The sequence below is a fragment of the Nitrosomonas sp. genome, assembly GCF_019635155.1.
GTDB lineage: Bacteria > Pseudomonadota > Gammaproteobacteria > Burkholderiales > Nitrosomonadaceae > Nitrosomonas.
On record NZ_JAHBZY010000014.1, the window covers coordinates 75,356 to 96,093 of the forward strand.

At 43.0% G+C, this 20,738-nt stretch carries 14 protein-coding genes and 6 tRNA genes; 19 read left to right on the forward strand and 1 reads right to left on the reverse strand.

The genetic code is table 11. The features are described 5' to 3' along the window. Positions 1–229 precede the first annotated feature (229 nt). From KF839_RS10585 to KF839_RS10600, 4 genes are all read left to right on the forward strand, one after another. Positions 230–502, forward strand: a complete 273-nt coding sequence (locus tag KF839_RS10585) for an HU family DNA-binding protein (protein ID WP_013648000.1) — start codon at positions 230–232, stop codon at positions 500–502. 14 nt (positions 503–516) lie between these two features. Next, a tRNA-Val gene (locus KF839_RS10590) sits at positions 517–592 on the forward strand. 18 nt (positions 593–610) lie between these two features. Further along, a tRNA-Asp gene (locus tag KF839_RS10595) sits at positions 611–687 on the forward strand. A 62-nt stretch (positions 688–749) separates the two neighbouring features. Next, entirely contained in the window at positions 750–2,630 is a 1,881-nt protein-coding gene (locus KF839_RS10600; protein WP_292917815.1) for a SurA N-terminal domain-containing protein, read from the forward strand. A 28-nt stretch (positions 2,631–2,658) separates the two neighbouring features. Here KF839_RS10600 and fabI read toward each other — a convergent pair whose 3' ends face one another. Next, the gene (gene fabI / locus KF839_RS10605) at positions 2,659–3,447 is read right to left on the reverse strand and encodes an enoyl-ACP reductase FabI (protein WP_292917816.1); all 789 of its coding nucleotides are present in this window, start codon (positions 3,445–3,447) and stop codon (positions 2,659–2,661) included. A 137-nt stretch (positions 3,448–3,584) separates the two neighbouring features. On the opposite strand from fabI, the gene KF839_RS10610 reads away from it, so the two are divergent. The 15 genes from KF839_RS10610 (at position 3,585) to rpoC (ending at position 20,707) form a co-directional block, all read left to right on the forward strand. Continuing rightward, the gene (locus tag KF839_RS10610; RefSeq protein WP_292917817.1) at positions 3,585–5,774 is read left to right on the forward strand and encodes an ABC transporter substrate-binding protein; all 2,190 of its coding nucleotides are present in this window, start codon (positions 3,585–3,587) and stop codon (positions 5,772–5,774) included. 23 nt (positions 5,775–5,797) lie between these two features. Further along, positions 5,798–6,775 carry an ABC transporter permease gene (locus KF839_RS10615; protein WP_292917818.1) on the forward strand — a complete coding sequence of 326 codons (978 nt, stop codon included), beginning with the start codon at positions 5,798–5,800 and terminating at the stop codon, positions 6,773–6,775. 158 nt (positions 6,776–6,933) lie between these two features. Further along, a tRNA-Tyr gene (locus KF839_RS10620) sits at positions 6,934–7,018 on the forward strand. Between the two features lie 87 nt (positions 7,019–7,105). Beyond that, a tRNA-Gly gene (locus tag KF839_RS10625) sits at positions 7,106–7,179 on the forward strand. 40 nt (positions 7,180–7,219) lie between these two features. Further along, positions 7,220–7,294: transfer RNA gene (locus KF839_RS10630), tRNA-Thr, on the forward strand. Between the two features lie 50 nt (positions 7,295–7,344). Further along, positions 7,345–8,535, forward strand: coding sequence for an elongation factor Tu (tuf, locus tag KF839_RS10635; protein WP_292917819.1), 1,191 nt, complete (start codon positions 7,345–7,347; stop codon positions 8,533–8,535). A 79-nt stretch (positions 8,536–8,614) separates the two neighbouring features. Continuing rightward, positions 8,615–8,690, forward strand: a tRNA-Trp gene (locus tag KF839_RS10640). 97 nt (positions 8,691–8,787) lie between these two features. After that, a complete protein-coding gene (secE, locus tag KF839_RS10645) occupies positions 8,788–9,132 on the forward strand; it encodes a preprotein translocase subunit SecE (protein WP_292917829.1) in 345 nt (114 codons plus the stop codon). Between the two features lie 21 nt (positions 9,133–9,153). After that, positions 9,154–9,687, forward strand: coding sequence for a transcription termination/antitermination protein NusG (gene nusG / locus KF839_RS10650; protein WP_292917820.1), 534 nt, complete (start codon positions 9,154–9,156; stop codon positions 9,685–9,687). Between the two features lie 101 nt (positions 9,688–9,788). Then, a complete protein-coding gene (gene rplK, locus KF839_RS10655) occupies positions 9,789–10,220 on the forward strand; it encodes a 50S ribosomal protein L11 (protein WP_292917821.1) in 432 nt (143 codons plus the stop codon). Between the two features lies 1 nt (position 10,221). Next, a complete protein-coding gene (gene rplA / locus KF839_RS10660; RefSeq protein ID WP_292917822.1) occupies positions 10,222–10,914 on the forward strand; it encodes a 50S ribosomal protein L1 in 693 nt (230 codons plus the stop codon). 303 nt (positions 10,915–11,217) lie between these two features. Continuing rightward, positions 11,218–11,733 (forward strand): 50S ribosomal protein L10, encoded by a 516-nt coding sequence (gene rplJ / locus KF839_RS10665; RefSeq protein WP_292917823.1) that lies wholly within the window; start codon positions 11,218–11,220, stop codon positions 11,731–11,733. A gap of 59 nt (positions 11,734–11,792) precedes the next feature. After that, positions 11,793–12,176, forward strand: a complete 384-nt coding sequence (gene rplL / locus KF839_RS10670) for a 50S ribosomal protein L7/L12 (protein ID WP_292917824.1) — start codon at positions 11,793–11,795, stop codon at positions 12,174–12,176. 156 nt (positions 12,177–12,332) lie between these two features. Beyond that, positions 12,333–16,406: a DNA-directed RNA polymerase subunit beta gene (rpoB, locus tag KF839_RS10675; protein WP_292917825.1), complete on the forward strand. Its 4,074-nt coding sequence runs from the start codon at positions 12,333–12,335 to the stop codon at positions 16,404–16,406. 98 nt (positions 16,407–16,504) lie between these two features. Further along, positions 16,505–20,707 carry a DNA-directed RNA polymerase subunit beta' gene (rpoC, locus tag KF839_RS10680; protein WP_292917826.1) on the forward strand — a complete coding sequence of 1,401 codons (4,203 nt, stop codon included), beginning with the start codon at positions 16,505–16,507 and terminating at the stop codon, positions 20,705–20,707. Positions 20,708–20,738: the final 31 nt, after the last annotated feature.

The window sequence follows — 20,738 nt, forward strand, 5'->3', positions numbered from 1 at the left end:
AAAATTCCGCTTATTTAAGGCGTTTCTCTGAGTTTCTTTGATAATTATATGTTCTAATTGGTTTTTAATGTTTTTGTGAATAAATGGTTGTTTTTTTTATTGTTGCCTGAACCGGTAAAACATATACGGAAAACCTCAATTTGCTTGACCGGGCGTGAACGGCTTGATATAAGAGCGACTGCAGTACTTGCTTGTGATTTAATTACCATTAACTTAGAAGGGGAATTATATGAACAAATCCGAACTCATTGAAGCTATCGCGAAATCGGCTAAAATTTCCAAAGCCTCTGCAGGCAGTGCATTGGATGGAGCATTAACTGCAATAAAGGGGGCACTCAAAAAAAATGAGAGCGTCACACTGGTCGGATTTGGGACCTTTAAAGTAGGTACTAGGGCCGCTCGTACAGGTCGTAATCCACGCACTGGTGCTGCTATAAAAATTAAAGCTGCAAAAGTTCCTAAATTCAGTGCTGGCAAAGCGCTTAAAGATGCAGTAAACTAGCGGACTTTCTGACCGGGTGCTTAGCTCAGCTGGTAGAGCGTCGCCCTTACAAGGCGAATGTCGGCGGTTCGATCCCGTCAGCACCCACCAGCCAAATTGCTGGTTTGAGGAGTGGTAGTTCAGTTGGTTAGAATACCGGCCTGTCACGCCGGGGGTCGCGGGTTCGAGTCCCGTCCACTCCGCCAAATCTTTTTTTCCGGGTTGTTAATTTCTTGTTTCGTCTTTCTCACACTCACAGGTTTTAATTGTGTTTGACTTAGTTAACCGTAAAAAGCGGGTGGTGCAAGTTATATTAGGTTTGGCTGTATTGCCTTTTTTGTTTTGGGGAGTGGAGTCTTACCGAGACGGAAGTGAAGGTTTTGTAGCAATTGTAGAAGGTGAGGAAATTTCTCGTCGTGAGTATGAACAAGCATTACGTGATCACCATGAAAGGATGAGAGCGATGCTTGGCGCAAATTTTGATAGCGCGATGCTCGATACTTTTGAAGTTAGAAATTCAGTATTGGAAAGGCTGATCCAGCAACGGTTATTACATCGTGAAGCGATGGATAACGGATTTACGGTGCTTGATTCCCAACTTGTCAAAACAATCCGGGAAATCCCGGCTTTCCAGAGAGATAATAAATTTTCTAAGCAACAATATGAAGACTTGCTGCGTGCTCAAGGGTTAACGCCGGCAATCTTTGAATCGCGTGTCCGCCAAGAATTGTTGTTGCAGCATCTATTGGACGGTTATAGCGAAAATGTATTTATACCCAAAGCGGTTGTCGAAAAAGTACGCTACTTAAGCGAAGTGCAACGTGAAATAAGTCAATCAGCAATTTCACCTGAACAGTTTTTATCGGAAATGACCCCGGAAGATTCGGATGTTGATAATTACTATGAGCAGCACCAGGCTGATTTCGTCTTACCGGAGCGTGCAAAAATCGAATATTTGGTTTTGTCGCTGGAAGCAGTCGCCAAAAATGAAACTGTTAGCGATGATGCAGTTAATAATTACTTTCAGGAGCATAAGGATGACTATATTCAGCCAGAAGAACGGAAGGCCAGTCATATCTTGATCAATGTGGCCGCAGACGCATCTGAAGATGAAAAGCAAGTAGCAAGAGCAAAAGCCGAAAAAATTTTAGAACGGGTCAAGCAGGATGCTGATCAATTCGGAGAAATAGCGAAAGAATATTCGGATGATCCCGGTTCTGCGGCTCAAGGCGGAGATCTTGGATATTTTGGCCGCGGCGTAATGGTTAAGTCGTTTGAAGACAAAATCTTTTCAATGCAATTGAACGAAATCAGCGATCTTGTGGAAACCGATTTTGGCTTTCACGTGATTAAATTGACTGATATCAAGCCAGAAGTTCGCTCTAGTCTTGATGATGTTAGAGAACAGATAGAAAAGAAATTGAAGCTGGAAATAGTGAGTAACAATTTTGGAGAGATCGCAGAAGATTTCAGTAATGTGGTGTATGAGCAAGGTGAGAATCTGCAAACAGCGGCGGAGAGATTTGAGTTGACTGTCCAGCAAAGCGATTGGATTACAAGAAATTCAGCGCAACCGGCAATTCTTTCGAATGAGAAATTATTGTCAGCCGTATTTTCAGAAGATAGTATTTCAAATCATCGCAATACCGAAGCGATTGAAGTTCAGCCGGATACTTTTGTGTCTGCTCGGATAGTTGAATATAAACCTGCGGCGAAGCAATCGCTCTCGGTAGTTAAAGATCTGATCGTTGAGAAACTCAAAAAACAAATGGCAGAGAAAAAAGCGATTGATGAAGGTCAAGCCACGCTTGCGCGTTTACAGCACGGAGAAGATCTGAATGATGTTGTGTGGAGCGAGCCGCAGCTAGTCTCATACATGCAATCGCGCGGATTAGATGTTGAAACGATGCGAGTGATTTCCAGAACGGAAACAAAAGATTTTCCTGTTTATACAGGGGCGACTGATCCAAAAGGTGGATTTAATTTGATACGGATTAGCAAAATCGTTGCCCCCGATTCGGTGGAAAAAGATAAATTCGAGAACTTCACTAAACAGCTTCAGCAGATGATTGCGCAAGAAGAGATGGCATCTTATCTAACAGCAATCAGGAGGCGGCACGACGTGAAAATCAAGCAAGATAACTTTTAGTTTCTTGCTTTGCTTTGTATTGTATGGATTATTCGTCAAGAAGGTTGAAGGCAACCGTATTAAAACCTGCATCAACGTAAGTGATTTCACCCGTAATGCCGCTCGCTAAATCACTGCACAAGAAAGCAGCGACATTTCCAACTTCATCGATGGTTACATTGCGGCGTAAAGGCGAAACCCTTTCCGTGTAACCCAACAATTTACCGAAGTTTCCAATACCGGCTGCCGCAAGGGTTTTTATGGGACCTGCGGAAATCGCATTGACCCGTATTCCCTTGGATCCCAAGCTGGAAGCCATGAAACGTACGTTTGCTTCCAGACTCGCTTTGGCCAAACCCATGACGTTATAGTTCGGCATAACACGGACGGCACCTAAGTAACTCAATGTTAATAACGAACCATTCCGGCCTTGCATCAAAGGCAAAGCAGCTTTGGCAAGTGCGGAGAAGCTGTAAGCGCTGATGTCATGAGCGATTTTAAAAGCCTCTCGATTGATGCTTTCGAGAAAATCCCCGGTTAGAGCTTCCCGTGGTGCAAATGCGATCGAGTGGATAATACAATCAAGACTATCCCAATGTTTCCCAAGGTTTTCAAAACAGAGAGAAATTTCTGAATCGCTCGCGACGTTACATGGAAATAATAAGTCACTGTCAAATTCAGCCGCTAATTTCCCGACTCTGTCACGAACTTCTTCACCCTGGTATGTGAAAGCGAGCGATGCGCCTTCACGTTTCATGGCTTTAGCAATGCCGTAAGCGATAGAACGGTTGCTAAGCAATCCGGTGATGAGAACACGTTTATTAGCGAGAAATCCCATGAGTTTTCCTTGTAAAATGGATTAAGTTGATAAATTATAGCGTAAGGGTGGGTATGGGGGAATTCCGTCAAATAGATACGCTATGGATCTTAAATTCAAAACCACTGAAAAAAATTTTCAATTTTAAGCGTTTAACAATGACAAAGTCGTTAATTTCAATCTGCATAGTGATTGTATTATTTTTTTTGATCGCTTGTAGCGAGCAAAATTGGAATAACCCTTATACAGCGGATGATGCCGGAAAAAACATTCTTTATACCGTTTTTACGGAACGACCCAAACATCTCGATCCAGTGCAATCGTATAGTTCCAATGAAATTCAGTTTACTGCGCAGATTTATGAGCCACCCTTACAGTATCATTATCTAAAAAGGCCCTTTGAGCTGATTCCTGCAACAGCGGTCGAGATGCCGACCGTATCATTCTATGATGAAGCGGGTAATCTACTATCAGCGGATACACCCGTGGCCAATATTGCTTACAGTATTTATGAAATTTCTATTAAGCCGGGGATTTATTATCAACCACATCCCGCCTTTGTGAGGAGTCTGAATGGGGATTTTCTTTATCACAGTTTAAGTCAGGAAGCATTGGCATCGATATTTACGCTATCTGATTTTTCTCAAACCAGTACGCGGGAGTTGATCGCTGAAGATTATATCTATCAGATTAAGCGACTGGCTCACCCGAAATTGCATTCGCCTATCTATGAATTGATGGCGGATTATATTGTGGGACTGAGGGAATATGCGACTGAGTTAAAGCAAGTAATTCAGAATTATCCCTTGAAAGATACATTTCTTGATCTAAGAAATCATCAATTGGAGGGTGTGCTGGTGGTTGATAAGTATACCTATCGCGTAAAAATAAAAGGCAAATACCCACAATTCATCTATTGGCTGGCGATGCCATTTTTTGCACCAATTCCTTGGGAAGCCGATCAATTTTTTTCGCAGAGTGGTTTGATTCAAAGAAATATAACGCTGGATTGGTATCCAATCGGAACCGGGCCTTATATGCTCACTGAGAATAATCCCAACCTAAGGATGATGTTAGAAAAAAATCCAAATTTTCGTGATGAATATTTCCCGGCGGAAGGTATGCCAGAAGACGAAGAGAATGGTTTATTAGTGGATGCTGGTGAGAAGTTGCCATTTATCGAAAAAATTGTTTTTACTCGGGAGAGGGAAAGCATTCCTAGATGGAATAAATTCTTACAAGGGTATTATGATGTGAGCGGTATCGGTTCTGATAGTTTTGATCAAGCTGTGCAATTGGTTAGTCAGGGGGAAGCGACGGTTACCGATGCAATGGCGGAACAAGGAATTAGACTTGAAACGGCTGTTGCGGTATCGACATACTATGTGGGTTTCAATATGCTGGATCCGGTAGTTGGAGGTAGAAATAAAGAGGGACGTGAGAGTGCGAGGAAGCTTCGACAAGCGATTTCTCTTGCGGTTGATTATGAGGAATTTATTTCGATTTTTGCGAATGGGCGCGGTATACCCGCGCATAGTCCCATATCACCCGGAATTGCCGGGTATCGTGAGGGAAAAGAAGGAATAAATACGATAGTTTATAACTGGATAAAGGATCAACCGCGGCGTAAATCAATCGAAGTTGCGAAAAAATTGCTTGCAGAAGCCGGTTACCCAAATGGTATCGACCAAAAAACCGGTGCACCGCTAATTTTGTATTTTGATGTAACTGCCAGAAGCTCTGAAGACCGATCAAAGCTCGATTGGATGCGTAAGCAATTCCAGAAATTGAATATTCAATTGATTATTCGAAGCACTGATTACAATCGCTTTCAAGATAAGATCCGCAAAGGAAATGCACAGATTTTTGAATGGGGATGGAATGCCGACTATCCGGATCCCGAGAATTTCTTGTTTTTATTGTATGGACCTCAGAGTAAAGTGGTGAATAGCGGTGAAAACGCAGCCAACTACAGTAATCCGGAATATGATCTTTTGTTTGAGCAAATGAAAAATTTGGAGAATGGGACCCATCGGCAGCAAATAATAGATCGGATGATTGAGATATTACGCTATGATTCTCCTTGGTTATGGGGATATCACCCCAAAGATTATGGCTTATATCATTCATGGTATCAGAATGTTAAGCCCAACAGGCTTTCGAATAATAATTATAAGTATTTTAAAATTGACGCAGTTCAAAGAGCGCAGAAACAACGCGAATGGAATGATCCAGTATTGTGGCCAATTATCCTTGTTGTCGCGATAATCGTTGTGGGGCTTGTTCCAGCGATGGTAGCGCTTCGGCGTCGTGAGCACAGTATTGGTGTTCGTACGTTTCCATCATAATTGTTAATTAACTTGCTTTAACAGTGTTTATATACATCATTCGCCGCATTGTATACGCTATTCCGATTCTGATTGGTGTCAATCTGCTTACATTTGCTCTTTTTTTTGTTGTCAATACGCCTGATGATATGGCACGGATGCAATTGGGAATTAAATATGTGACTCCCGAAGCAATCGAAAAATGGAAAAGCGAGCGAGGCTATGATAAGCCGTTATTGTTTAATCGTGATGAAGCAGGGATGGGGAGACTAACCCAGACAATTTTTTTTGAAAAATCACTGGCAATGTTTGTTCTGGATTTTGGAAGAGCGGACGATGGAAGAGACATTGCAAATGAGATCAAGTCGCGAATGATGCCAAGTCTGGCCATCGCTCTGCCGGTATTCATTCTTGGATTATTTGTTTATATTTCTTTTGCGTTATTGATGGTTTTTTTTCGTGCAACGAATATCGATTTCTGGGGAGTGGTTTTGTGTGTGGCATTGATGTCAATTTCCAGTCTGTTTTATATCATCGTTGGGCAGTTTATAGTCAGCAAAGTATGGCATTGGGTGCCGATATCAGGATTTGGAGACGGGCTGGATGCAATTAAATTTTTACTTCTACCGGTAGTAATTGGAATCATCAGTAGTGCAGGCTCGCACATTCGCTGGTATCGAACAATTTTTCTGGAAGAAATGAATAAGGAATATGTTCGTACAGCCAGAGCTAAAGGATTATCTGAGCGCTTTGTTTTATTCAGGCATGTATTAAGAAACGCGTTAATTCCGATTCTAACGGGCGCTGTAGTGGTAATTCCTTTATTGTTTTTAGGTAGCTTGCTGGTTGAATCGTTCTTTGGTATTCCCGGTCTTGGGAGTTATACAATTGATGCGATTAATTCGCAAGATTTCGCGGTAGTTCGATCGATGGTTTTTTTAGGATCGATTCTTTATATTGTCGGTTTAATATTGACTGATATTTCATATACATTTGTTGATCCTAGAATTCGTTTAGCCTAAGAAATGTTGTAAATCGATGTAATCATCCAATTGTTATTATGTTTTCCTAAAGGCTATATAATAAAATGAATGCTTTTTTAGCGGACCGATTTTTGTGAATCTGAGTAGAACTTAATTGACTTATGGCTACAATCTATTCATAATTGCCGATTTCTTTTGGAGGGGTTCCCGAGCGGTCAAAGGGATCAGACTGTAAATCTGACGGCTCTGCCTTCGAAGGTTCGAATCCTTCCCCCTCCACCAGGTTATGAAAGTGCTAAGAATGATTGCGGCTCGGTTTTTTTGTTGGGGAGTCTAATTATTCTCGCATGTTGTGTATAAGTTATAAGTGCGGGTGTAGCTCAATGGTAGAGCAGAAGCCTTCCAAGCTTACGACGAGGGTTCGATTCCCTTCACCCGCTCCAGTTGATGTTGTATATCAAATGGTTGTGATTGTAAATGCTTGCCCATGTAGCTCAGTGGTAGAGCACTCCCTTGGTAAGGGAGAGGTCGCCAGTTCAATTCTGGCCATGGGCTCCATAGGTTGTATGATGGATTGATATGGTTTAAGCGCGCAAAGGGGAAACATAATGGCAAAGAGTAAATTTGAGCGGTCGAAGCTACACGTGAATGTGGGAACGATAGGGCATGTGGATCACGGGAAGACGACGCTGACGGCGGCGATAACGACGATATTGACGAAGAAGTTTGGCGGCGAGGCGAAGAGTTATGATCAAATTGATTCGGCGCCGGAGGAAAGGGCTCGAGGCATTACTATCAATACAGCGCACGTGGAATATGAAACCGCCAATCGCCATTATGCGCATGTTGACTGTCCTGGTCATGCGGATTATGTGAAGAATATGATAACGGGAGCAGCGCAGATGGATGGAGCGATTCTGGTCGTTTCTGCAGCGGACGGACCGATGCCCCAAACGCGTGAGCATATTCTGTTGGCCCGCCAAGTAGGCGTACCTTACATCATTGTGTATATGAACAAAGCGGATATGGTTGATGATAAGGAATTGATCGAGTTGGTGGAAATGGAAATCCGCGAATTGCTATCTAAATACGAATTTCCTGGTGATGACACGCCGATCATTATAGGGTCGGCTTTAAAAGCATTGGAAGGTGACCAAAGTGAAATTGGCGAACCATCCATCCTGAAGTTAGCGGAAGCGTTGGATAGTTATATACCACAACCTGAGCGAGCAATTGATGGTGCGTTCATTATGCCGGTGGAAGATGTTTTCTCGATATCGGGTCGCGGAACCGTTGTGACCGGTAGGGTGGAGAGAGGGATTATCAAAGTAGGCGAAGAGATAGAGATCGTTGGATTAAAACCGACGCTGAAGACAGTATGTACGGGCGTGGAAATGTTTCGCAAGTTGTTGGATCAAGGCCAAGCCGGAGACAATGTTGGGGTATTGCTGCGTGGAACGAAGCGGGAAGAAGTTGAGCGTGGGCAGGTGCTGGCAAAGCCGGGTAGCATATCCCCTCACACAAAATTCACGGCCGAGATTTATGTATTGAGTAAGGAAGAAGGCGGAAGACATACGCCATTTTTTCCAGGTTACCGTCCACAGTTTTATTTTAGAACAACAGACGTGACGGGGGCGATTGAATTACCGGCGGGCACAGAGATGGTGATGCCTGGAGATAATGTATCGGTGACAGTGAATTTAATAGCACCAATTGCGATGGAAGAAGGGTTGCGGTTTGCAATACGAGAAGGCGGCAGGACTGTTGGGGCCGGCGTCGTCGCAAAAATTATTGAATGATTCTGTGAAAATATTTTGTTTGGAACAATAATTGTTTTGTTAATTCTTCGTTAGTGATAGAAAAAGAGTTCAGAGGTATAGGCCAGTAGCTCAATTGGCAGAGCGTCGGTCTCCAAAACCGAAGGTTGGGGGTTCGATGCCCTCCTGGCCTGCCACATTTGTCATGGAGCATTTTTACAAGCAAAATCACGAAGCTTTTGCTGGTGATGCATGAGATCAATAAAAATAAATCCAGAGGGTTAAATTGTTGTGATGAATAAGTTAAAGCTCGTGCTTGTAGTCACTTTTATCGTGATGGGCATTGCAGGTTTCATTTACCTGAATGAAAGCGCCATGGTTATCCGTGTTTTGTCCATTCTAATAGGGTTGATTCTCGCTGCAATCACAGCACGGTTTACAACTCAGGGGCAAGATTTTTTCGTGTTTTGTAAAGAATCAATTGAAGAAACAAAGAAGGTAGTTTGGCCAAACCGGAAAGAGACACTTCAAACATCTGGTGTGGTTTTTGCGTTTGTTATTGCAATGGCTTTATTTTTATGGCTTATAGACGCTGCATTAATGTCTCTCGTGAAACTTATGATGAATCAAGACACTTGATGTGTTCTCTCAGAGGAAAGAATGAGTAAGAAATGGTATGTGGTTCACGCTTATTCGGGGTATGAGAAAAGTGTACAACGCGCATTAAAAGATCGAATTGACCGAGCAGGGATGCAGGATAAATTTGGTCAAATTTTGGTACCGGTGGAAGAGGTCATCGAGATGAAAAGCGGTCAGAAGAATATTACTGAACGAAAATTTTTTCCCGGTTATGTGTTGGTTGAAATGGAAATGTCAGATGATACGTGGCATCTGGTGAAGAACACAGAAAAAGTGACAGGATTTGTTGGTGGCTCAGCGATGAAGCCGACGCCGATCAGTCAAAAGGAAGTTGATAGTATCCTGCATCAAATCCAAGAAGGGGTGGAAAAGCCCAAACCGAAGATTCTGTTTGAAATTGGTGAGGCGGTGCGTGTAAAGGATGGGCCGTTCACAGATTTTCACGGTAATGTGGAAGATGTCAATTACGATAAGAGTAAACTACGAGTATCTGTTTCAATTTTTGGTCGGCCGACTCCAGTAGAGTTAGATTTTAATCAAGTAGAAAAGACTTAATTTTTTTTAGGACTTTGAGGGTTTTCAAACTTTCTTAAGTTTTAAATTTATAAACGGGGAGAATGGATAGCCATTCGTTTGGACCCAGCAAGGAGATTTCTGTGGCAAAAAAAATAATTGGTTATATTAAATTACAAGTTCCGGCAGGTAAGGCAAACCCGAGCCCACCGATTGGCCCCGCATTAGGTCAACGGCAATTGAATATTATGGAATTCTGCAAAGCTTTTAACGCAGCTACGCAGAAGATGGAGCCGGGGCTACCAGTGCCAGTGATAATTACAGCCTACGCTGATAAGAGTTTTACATTTGTAATGAAAACGACACCTGCTACAGTCTTAATCAAGAAGGCGGCGGGGGTGGGAAAAGGCAGTTCAAAACCTCACTTGGATAAAGTTGGAAAGTTGACTCGCAGTCAGGCGGAAGAAATAGCAAAAACGAAGATGCCTGATTTGACAGCAGCTAATATGGATGCGGCAGTTCGTACTATTGCCGGCAGTGCGAGAAGCATGGGCATTGAAGTAGAGGGCATATAAAATGGCACGTTCATCAAAACGCTATAGAACCCTTATCGGGAAAGTTGATCGTAATAAAGCCTATCTGATCGAAGAAGCATTGAGGCTTGTAAAGGAGTCGGCAACTGCTAAGTTTAATGAATCGATTGATGTGGCGGTTAATTTAGGTATTGATGCTAAAAAATCTGACCAAGCAGTGCGTGGATCGGTTGTTTTGCCTGCTGGCACAGGAAAGACCGTGCGAGTCGCAGTATTTGCGCAGGGTGACAAGGCTAAGGAAGCGCAGGAGGCTGGCGCGGATATAGTTGGATTTGAAGATCTAGCTGCTGAGATAAAATCGGGAGTAATAAATTTTGATGTCGCAATCGCGAGTCCAGATGCCATGAGAGTAGTAGGTCAACTGGGGCAAATTTTGGGACCGCGCAGCCTAATGCCAAATCCGAAAGTTGGTACAGTGACGACGGATATCGCTGGCGCCGTAAAAAATGCAAAGGCCGGTCAGGTACAGTTTAGAGCTGATAAAACAGGCATTATCCATTGTACGATCGGTCGCGCTTCGTTTGAAATTGATGCGTTAAAGCAAAACTTATTGGCTCTGATTGATGCACTGAACAAGGCTAAGCCGGCTTCGTCAAAAGGTATTTATCTAAGGAAAGTATCTATATCAAGCACTATGGGTATTGGTGTGCGAGTAGATCAAACAAATATTGTGTAGCAATAGAACTTTGGGCCACAGCATAACAGTTGGTATGTATGTGGATTATCAAAGACCACTGGGGTAATTTTCGAGTAAATAAGCGGTTAGATGCTTCTTACTTGCACAATGTAATTACTTAAAAACTTAGCGATTAGAAGTAATGAGTATGAATTGCTGTATTTTTCTAATCGGTGAGTACCCAGCGCAGATGGTGTACCCAGAACAGGATTTTTTCCTGGTTTAAGGTCGCCAGTTTGTAGTGCTTTGAAGATATATTTCTTTTATCTTTTTAGTGCTATTTTTACTGATGGAGAGTGAACCTTGAGTCTTAATCTTGAAGAGAAAAAGGCAATAGTAGCGGAAGTAAGTGCGCAAGTTGCAAATGCTAAAGCGATTATTATTGCTGAGTATCGAGGGATAGAAGTTGGTCAAATGACGCAGTTGAGAGCGAAGACTCGTGAATCTGGAGTTTATTTCCGAGTTGTCAAAAATTCACTGGTGCGTCGCGCTGTTGCTGAAACACCTTATGCAGGATTGGCGAAGCATATGGTAGGTCCTTTGGTGTATGGCATTAGTGCTGATCCAGTAGCTGCTGCAAAAGTGCTGCATGAATTTTCGAGAAATAACGAAAAATTTGTGATTAAGATAGGTGCGCTTGGTGAGCATGTCATGTCGATTGGTGAGATTGCTGCACTCGCTTCGTTGCCTAGTCGTGAGGAGTTGCTTTCTAAGTTATTGGGAACAATGCAAGCACCTGTCGCCAAATTTGTTCAAACGCTTAATGAGGTACCTGCAAGATTTGTACGTGGTTTGGCTATGGTACGTGATAGCAAGTAGTGTACGAATTTCATTTGATCGGATCAAACATAGTTTAAAAAATAACCAGGAGAGAAATAATGGCAGTAACAAAAGATGAAATTTTAGATGCAATTGCAAATATGTCAGTACTGGAACTGTCGCAATTGATTAAAGAGATGGAAGAGAAGTTTGGAGTATCAGCGGCAGCGGCGGCTGTTGCTGTTGCTGCACCGGCTGCTGGAGCGAGTGGCGCCCCCGCTGCTGCCGAACAAACCGAGTTTACAGTAATTCTATCGGCTGCAGGTGAAAGTAAAGTGAATGTGATCAAGGTCGTGAGAGCTGTAACCGGATTAGGCCTAAAAGAAGCTAAGGATTTGGTTGATGGTGCGCCAAAACCTCTCAAAGAAGGCGTATCTAAGGATGAAGCGACCAGTATTCAGAAGCAATTGGTAGAAGCTGGAGCAACCTGCGAAATTAAATAAAAAAATATCGTTTGATCGGGCTGGTGCGCAATTCAAGCCACCAGCCTTTGGTATTTTTATAAATTGAGTTGATATGTAGATGTGGGCCTTTAAATAATTGAAAATTATTTAGCCTTAACCCCTCGAACCACTATCTTCTTTTCCCGGAGATAATTCATGAGCTATTCGTTCACAGAGAAAAAACGTATTCGTAAAAGTTTTGCCAAACGAGCAAGCGTCTTACCGATTCCATTTCTTCTCGCTACCCAGCTCGAATCTTATGCTGCATTTTTACAAGAGTATGTGCAACCTAATAAACGCCTGAATCATGGACTGCAAGCGGCATTTAATTCTATTTTTCCAATTGAAAGTCACACCAAGAATGCGCGTCTGGATTTTATTAGCTATGAGCTGGGAACACCGGTTTTTGATGTTAAGGAGTGTCAACAACGCGGATTGACTTATGCATCTCCGTTACGTGCCCGGGTAAGGCTGACAATTATGGATAAGGAAATATCCAAGCCGACTGTCAAGGAAGTCAAGGAACAAGAAGTTTATATGGGCGAGATTCCGCTGATGACTGAAACGGGCTCGTTTGTCATTAATGGTACCGAGCGGGTGATAGTCTCACAGTTACATCGTTCACCAGGTGTATTTTTTGAACATGACCGTGGTAAAACTCACTCTTCTGGAAAGCTTTTATTTTCTGCGAGAATTATCCCTTACCGAGGGTCCTGGCTTGATTTCGAATTTGATCCCAAGGATTGTCTATATTTTAGAATAGATCGCCGTCGGAAAATGCCGGTAACAACCTTATTAAAGGCTATCGGCTGTTCTGCGGAACAGATACTGCAAGAATTTTTTATTTTTGATGTTTTTCATTTTACCGATAAAAATATACAGTTTGAACTAGTTCCGGAACGTTTACGCGGAGAAGTGGCAAGTTTTGATATCTTCACCAAGAGTAAAAAATTAATAGCTCAGAAGGATAAACGCATTACTGCAAAACATATTCGTGAAATGCAGGAAGCTAAGATTGACCAGTTGGATGTTCCTGAAGAATTTTTGTTGGGAAGAATTCTCGCGCAGAATATTATCGATAAGGAAACCGGAGAAATTATTGCTTTAGCCAATGATGAAATTACTGAAGAAACTTTGGTTAAGTTCAGGAGTGCCGGTATTAAAAAAATCAACACATTGTATGTGAATGACTTGAATCACGGCGCATATATTTCCCAAACGTTAAAAATAGATGAAACAACCGATGAAATGAACGCTCAGGTTGCTATCTATCGCATGATGCGGCCAGGGGAGCCTCCTACTGAGGAAGCGGTAAAAGCATTATTTTTTGGATTGTTCTATTCTCCGGAGCGATACGATTTATCCGTTGTGGGTAGGATGAAATTTAATCGTAGAGTTGGCAGGGCTGAGCTTACAGGAGAGCAGACGCTCTCTAATGCAGATATTATTGCGGTTATAAAAATTCTAGTTGAGCTTCGGAATGGGCGAGGGGAAATTGACGATATAGATCATCTCGGCAATCGACGGGTGCGTTCGGTGGGAGAGTTGGCAGAAAATCAATTTAGAGCAGGCTTGGTAAGGGTGGAACGTGCCGTAAAAGAGCGCTTGAGCCAGGCGGAATCGGAGAATCTGATGCCACACGATCTGATTAATGCTAAACCGGTATCTGCTGCCGCACGAGAATTTTTTGGATCGAGTCAATTATCGCAGTTTATGGATCAAACGAATCCGCTATCGGAAGTGACTCATAAGCGACGTATTTCGGCACTCGGACCGGGAGGTCTGACAAGAGAGAGAGCCGGTTTTGAAGTGCGAGATGTGCATCCGACGCATTATGGCCGTGTGTGTCCTATTGAAACACCGGAAGGTCCGAATATCGGTTTAATAAATTCACTGGCTCTATACGCGCGTACGAATGAGTATGGATTTATAGAGACTCCGTACAGCAAGGTGAAAAATGGCAGGGTAACCCAAGAGATTGATTATCTTTCTGCAATTGAGGAAGGTAATTATATGATTGCACAGGCTAATGCTGAGCTGGATCATGACAATAAACTGATTAGCGAAATGGTTTCTTGCCGACAGAAGAATGAGTTTACGCTTTCCTCTCCAGATCGAATTGAATATGTCGACGTAGCACCGGCGCAAATTGTTTCTGTTGCCGCCTCATTGATACCTTTCCTGGAGCATGATGATGCAAACCGCGCTTTAATGGGATCCAACATGCAACGCCAAGCCGTGCCATGTTTACGTCCTGAGAAACCGCTTGTCGGCACCGGTATTGAGCGAGTAGTGGCGGTTCATTCTGGTACTACCGTAAGGGCTAAGCGGGGTGGGGTTGTCGATTATGTCGATGCTAGCCGGATTGTAGTGCGTGTACATGATGCGGAAACTCGGGTTGGCGAAGTTGGCGTGGATATTTATAACCTGATTAAATACACACGTTCCAATCAAAATACCAATATTAATCAGCGTCCATTGGTTAAAGTAGGGGACAACATCAGCAAGGACGATGTAATTGCTGATGGAGCTTCTACCGACATGGGTGAGCTGGCTTTAGGGCAAAACATGCTCGTGGCGTTCATGCCATGGAATGGGTATAACTTCGAAGATTCAATCCTGATCTCGGAAAGAGTTGTTGCGGAAGATCGTTTTACTTCGATACATATCGAAGAATTATCGGTTGTAAGTCGAGATACTAAACTGGGAACAGAAGAGATAACCGCTGACATACCAAACTTATCTGAGCATCAACTGGGTCGACTTGACGAGTCGGGTATTGTATATATCGGAGCAGAGGTGGAAGCGGGCGATGTCTTAGTCGGTAAAGTGACACCGAAAGGGGAGACACAACTAACCCCCGAGGAAAAATTATTACGCGCAATTTTTGGTGAGAAAGCATCTGATGTGAAAGATACTTCATTGCGAGTTCCATCCGGGATTTCGGGAACCGTGATCGATGTGCAGGTATTTACCAGAGAAGGTATCGAACGTGATAAACGTGCTCAAAAGATTATCGACGATGAGTTGGTTCGCTACAAAAAAGACTTGGCCGATCAGATGCGTATTGTAGAAGAGGATGCGTTTGCGCGGCTTGAACGTTTGTTAATCGGAAAGATTGCAACAGGCGGACCGAATAAGCTGGGCAAAGGAAAAGAAATCTCAACCGAATACTTAAAGAGTTTGGATCCCCATTATTGGTTTGATATCCGATTGGCTGATGAAGATGCGAGCATACAGCTTGAACAAGTGCGTGAGAGCATGGCGCAAAAACGAAAAGCATTTGATGCTGCTTTTGAAGAAAAGAAGAAAAAGCTTACTCAAGGCGATGAGCTTGCCCCTGGTGTGCAAAAAATGGTCAAGATTTACATTGCTGTCAAACGGCGATTACAGCCGGGCGACAAAATGGCCGGACGGCATGGAAATAAAGGGGTGATATCCAAAATTGTACCATTGGAAGATATGCCTTATATGGCTGATGGAACTCCCGTTGATGTGGTATTAAATCCATTGGGTGTTCCTTCTAGGATGAATGTCGGTCAAATTCTTGAAGTGCACCTGGGATGGGCAGCCAAAGGATTAGGGAAGAAAATCGACGGAATGCTTAAATCGCAACAAAATGCAGATGAAATAAAGGGATTTTTGGATAAAATTTATAATACAAGCGGTAAAAAAGAAGAATTATCAACATTGTCAAATGGCGAAGTTCTGTCATTAGCAAGCAATTTAATTGACGGCGTTCCATTTGCTACACCTGTATTTGATGGAGCAACTGAGGATGAGATCAAAAATATGCTGGAACTCGCGGGACTACCCAAGTCGGGGCAAGTTACGCTATATGATGGTCGGACAGGAGAAGCTTTTGACCGACCGGTGACGGTTGGGTATATGCATGTCTTGAAATTACATCATCTGGTGGATGATAAGATGCATGCGCGATCGACGGGTCCTTATAGTCTGGTGACTCAACAACCGCTGGGTGGTAAAGCTCAATTTGGCGGTCAGCGCTTTGGTGAGATGGAGGTTTGGGCACTGGAGGCGTATGGCGCCGCTTATACGCTACAGGAAATGCTGACAGTGAAATCGGATGATGTCACAGGTCGTACTAAAGTTTATGAAAGTATTGTGAAAGGTGATCATAAAATTGATGCCGGAATGCCAGAATCATTTAATGTATTGGTAAAAGAAATACGTTCGCTGGGAATGGATATCGATCTTGAGCAACATTGATTATTTGAAAATTAATAAAAAATAATTAAAGCGTTAATCAGTTGTTCATGTTTTTTGATTATGAGTTGATAGCCCCCTGATTTTTACAGGAGTGACGAATGAAAGCACTGCTAGATTTATTTAAACAAGTTACCTATAAAGAAGAGTTTGATGCCATCAAAATCGGGCTTGCCTCTCCAGAGAAAATTCGTTCCTGGTCATATGGAGAAGTAAAGAAACCGGAAACGATCAATTATCGTACTTTTAAACCGGAAAGAGATGGATTGTTTTGCGCCAAGATTTTTGGGCCGGTTAAGGACTATGAATGCTTGTGTGGGAAATATAAACGTCTGAAGCATCGTGGGGTGATTTGCGAGAAGTGCGGTGTTGAAGTGACTTTATCGAAGGTGCGGCGTGAGCGAATGGGGCATATCGAATTGGCGTCGCCCGTATCGCATATCTGGTTTTTGAAATCATTGCCATCTCGTTTGGGGATGGTATTGGATATGACGCTCCGCGACATCGAGAGAGTTCTCTATTTTGAAGCGTATGTAGTTACAGATCCTGGTCTGACACCTTTGACACGATGTCAGTTGCTTACTGAAGAAGATTACTTGATTAAAACCGAAGAATACGGTGATGATTTCAGCGCCAGCATGGGTGCGGAAGGGATTCGTGATTTACTAGGTAATCTCGATATAACAGTCGAGATAGAGAATCTTCGACGTGAAATGGAATCAACAGGCTCTGAAACAAAGATAAAGAAAATCTCAAAACGCTTGAAATTACTTGAAGCTTTTAATAAGTCCGGAATTAAACCGCAATGGATGATATTGACGGTTTTGCCTGTATTACCGCCAGATCTTCGTCCTTTAGTTCCTTTGGATGGTGGGCGATTTGCAACTTCGGACCTGAACGATTTATATAGACGTGTAATTAATCGGAATAATCGATTGAAACGGCTACTTGAATTAAAAGCTCCAGAAATTATTGTTCGCAACGAAAAACGTATGCTGCAAGAAGCTGTTGATTCGTTACTGGATAACGGCCGTCGCGGTAAAGCGATGACCGGAGCCAATAAACGCGCGCTTAAGTCTTTGGCGGATATGATCAAAGGAAAAGGCGGTCGTTTTCGTCAAAACCTGCTTGGTAAGCGTGTCGATTATTCTGGGCGTTCAGTTATCGTGGTAGGACCTCAGTTAAAACTTCACCAATGTGGATTACCCAAGAAAATGGCGCTGGAGTTATTCAAGCCATTTATCTTCAATAAACTCGAGATAATGGGAATCGCAAGCACCATAAAAGCGGCGAAACGTGAGGTTGAAAATGAGAGTCCGGTGGTATGGGATATACTTGAGGATGTTATCCGTGAACATCCGGTCATGCTGAATAGAGCGCCAACTCTACACCGGTTGGGTATTCAAGCTTTTGAGCCCGTTCTGGTTGAAGGCAAAGCAATTCAATTGCATCCATTAGTGTGCGCTGCTTTTAATGCGGATTTCGATGGTGATCAGATGGCTGTGCATGTGCCGCTTTCGTTGGAAGCGCAAATGGAATGTCGCACGTTAATGATGTCGACAAATAACGTGTTATCTCCAGCGAATGGCGAACCGATTATTGTGCCGTCGCAAGATATTGTATTGGGGCTGTATTACTTGACACGTGAGAAAGTGGGTGCGCGCGGTGAGGGCATGCTTTTTCAGAATTTCAGTGAAGTATCAAGAGCCTATGAAAGTAGGAACGTAGAATTGAATGCTAAGATTACGGTCAGGATCAAAGAATATGATACGAAAGCCGATGGTGAGCGCTATGAAAAAATTACTCGCTATGAAACAACCGTAGGCCGGACATTATTGTTTGAGATTTTTCCTCCGGGATTGCCATTCTTGCTGCTCAATAAAACGCTTAAAAAGAAAGAAATTTCAAAACTTATTAATGCCAGTTTTAGGCGTTGCGGATTACGCGAAACAGTCATTTTTGCGGATAAATTGATGTATGCAGGTTTTAGCTATGCAACAAGGGCTGGTATTTCTATTTGCGCGGATGATATGTTAGTTCCGACCCAGAAGGGAGAGATAATTGCAGCCGCAGAGAAAGAAGTTAAAGAAATTGAAGGGCAATACACTTCGGGACTGGTGACGCAGGGCGAACGCTATAATAAAGTTGTTGATATTTGGGGTCGTGCGGGTGACCAGGTTGCCAAGGCCATGATGAATCAACTGGGTGTAGAGCCGGTAATTGATCAGGCGAGTGGTAAGGTACAACTCGGAGAAGATCAAAAACAACTGACGCAAGAATCATTTAATTCGATTTACATGATGGCGGATTCCGGAGCGCGTGGTTCTGCGGCGCAGATACGTCAATTATCAGGTATGCGTGGATTGATGGCCAAACCAGATGGTTCCATCATCGAAACACCGATCACTGCTAATTTCCGGGAAGGTTTAAATGTTTTGCAGTATTTTATTTCGACCCATGGTGCACGTAAGGGTCTGGCGGATACTGCGCTTAAGACCGCAAATTCTGGTTATTTGACAAGACGGTTGGTCGATGTTACCCAAGATCTGGTTGTAACAGAGGAAGACTGTGACACGGGTAATGGGGTGGTCATGAAGGCGCTGGTTGAAGGCGGCGAGATTATTGAAGCTTTAAGAGAAAGAATACTGGGCCGAGTTGTAGCAAGTGATGTGATAAATCCAGAAAATCAAGAAATAGTTTTTTCTGCAGGTGTATTACTTGACGAGGATGCTGTTGAATTAATAGAAACACTTGGCATTGATGAAGTGAAAGTGCGCACACCATTGACATGTGAAACCCGCTATGGGTTATGTGCAAAATGCTATGGTAGGGATTTGGGGCGTGGCACGCCTGTCAATGTCGGAGAAGCAGTTGGAGTAATAGCAGCACAATCAATTGGTGAACCCGGTACACAATTAACAATGCGTACCTTCCATATTGGCGGTGCTGCGTCAAGGACTGCAGTGGTAAGTCAAGTGGAAAGTAAATCGAGTGGAACAGTGCATTACTCATCGACGATGCGCTATGTAACTAATGCGCAGAATGAATTGATTGCCATTTCGCGAAGCGGTGAGATCATTATACAAGATGAGAATGGCCGTGAGCGTGAAAGACATAAGGCTTCTTATGGTGCGACACTGTTAGTTCGCAATGGCGAAGCTGTTAAAGCAGGTCAAGTATTAACAACATGGGATCCGCATACTCGTCCAATTATCACGGAATATGCCGGCAAAGTGCGGTTTGAGAATGTAGAAGAAGGTGTCACGGTTGCTAAACAAATTGATGAAGTAACTGGCTTATCTACATTGGTGGTTATTGACCCGAAACGTCGAGGCGTTATTCAATCGAAAGGGTTGCGACCACTAGTTAAGTTTCTTGACGATGATGGCAATGAAATCAAAATGGTTGGTAGCAATCAACCCGTAAGCATTACTTTCCAAATCGGCTGTATTATTACCGTGAGAGATGGTCAACAAGTAACTGTCGGGGAGGTATTGGCTCGAATACCGCAAGAGACTTCTAAAACAAGGGATATTACAGGTGGCTTGCCTCGTGTTGCAGAACTGTTTGAAGCAAGATCACCAAAAGATGCGGGAATGCTGGCAGAAGTAACTGGAATAGTTTCTTTTGGAAAAGATACAAAAGGAAAACAGCGTTTAATTATTACGGATCTTGAGGGCGTTACGCATGAATACTTGATTCCGAAAGATAAACACGTGATGGCTCATGATGGACAAGTTGTTAATAAAGGAGAAATCATTGTTGATGGCCCTGCAGATCCGCGTGATATCTTAAGGTTACAAGGGGTGGAAGCATTGGCACGGTATATCACGGATGAGGTGCAGGATGTATATAGACTGCAAGGTGTCAGGATTAATGACAAGCATATTGAAGTTATTGTGCGCCAAATGCTCAGACGTGTTCAGGTAGTGAGTGCCGGTGATTCATCTTTCATTCCGGGTGAGCAAGTCGAACGTGCTGATTTACTCATTGAAAACGAACGGTTGATCGCCGAGAAGAAATTGCCAGCGACCTATGAATTTATGTTGCTTGGTATTACGAAAGCATCGCTATCTACAGATTCGTTTATTTCTGCGGCATCATTCCAGGAAACAACTCGTGTGTTGACTGAAGCTGCTATCATGGGCAAAAAAGATGAGTTACGTGGATTGAAAGAGAACGTAATAGTTGGCAGATTAGTGCCGGCTGGCACAGGATTAACATTCCACAGCAAACGAAAAAATCAATTAAAAACCATAGAATTTGGATTTGAGTCAAATATTTCAATCGATAGTGCTGTTTAGAATTTTATGGATTAAGTCTTTAGCAACTCGG

What these genes read in the sequence shown, in the direction of transcription:
- KF839_RS10610 (WP_292917817.1), top strand. Translation starts at nt 3,585, where the DNA reads ATGACAAAGTCGTTAATTTCAATCTGCATAGTGATTGTATTATTTTTT.
- fabI (WP_292917816.1), bottom strand. Translation starts at nt 3,447, where the DNA reads ATGGGATTTCTCGCTAATAAACGTGTTCTCATCACCGGATTGCTTAGC.
- rplL (WP_292917824.1), top strand. Translation starts at nt 11,793, where the DNA reads ATGGCAGTAACAAAAGATGAAATTTTAGATGCAATTGCAAATATGTCA.
- nusG (WP_292917820.1), top strand. Translation starts at nt 9,154, where the DNA reads ATGAGTAAGAAATGGTATGTGGTTCACGCTTATTCGGGGTATGAGAAA.
- rpoC (WP_292917826.1), top strand. Translation starts at nt 16,505, where the DNA reads ATGAAAGCACTGCTAGATTTATTTAAACAAGTTACCTATAAAGAAGAG.
- KF839_RS10585 (WP_013648000.1), top strand. Translation starts at nt 230, where the DNA reads ATGAACAAATCCGAACTCATTGAAGCTATCGCGAAATCGGCTAAAATT.
- secE (WP_292917829.1), top strand. Translation starts at nt 8,788, where the DNA reads ATGAATAAGTTAAAGCTCGTGCTTGTAGTCACTTTTATCGTGATGGGC.
- rplA (WP_292917822.1), top strand. Translation starts at nt 10,222, where the DNA reads ATGGCACGTTCATCAAAACGCTATAGAACCCTTATCGGGAAAGTTGAT.
- tuf (WP_292917819.1), top strand. Translation starts at nt 7,345, where the DNA reads ATGGCAAAGAGTAAATTTGAGCGGTCGAAGCTACACGTGAATGTGGGA.
- rpoB (WP_292917825.1), top strand. Translation starts at nt 12,333, where the DNA reads ATGAGCTATTCGTTCACAGAGAAAAAACGTATTCGTAAAAGTTTTGCC.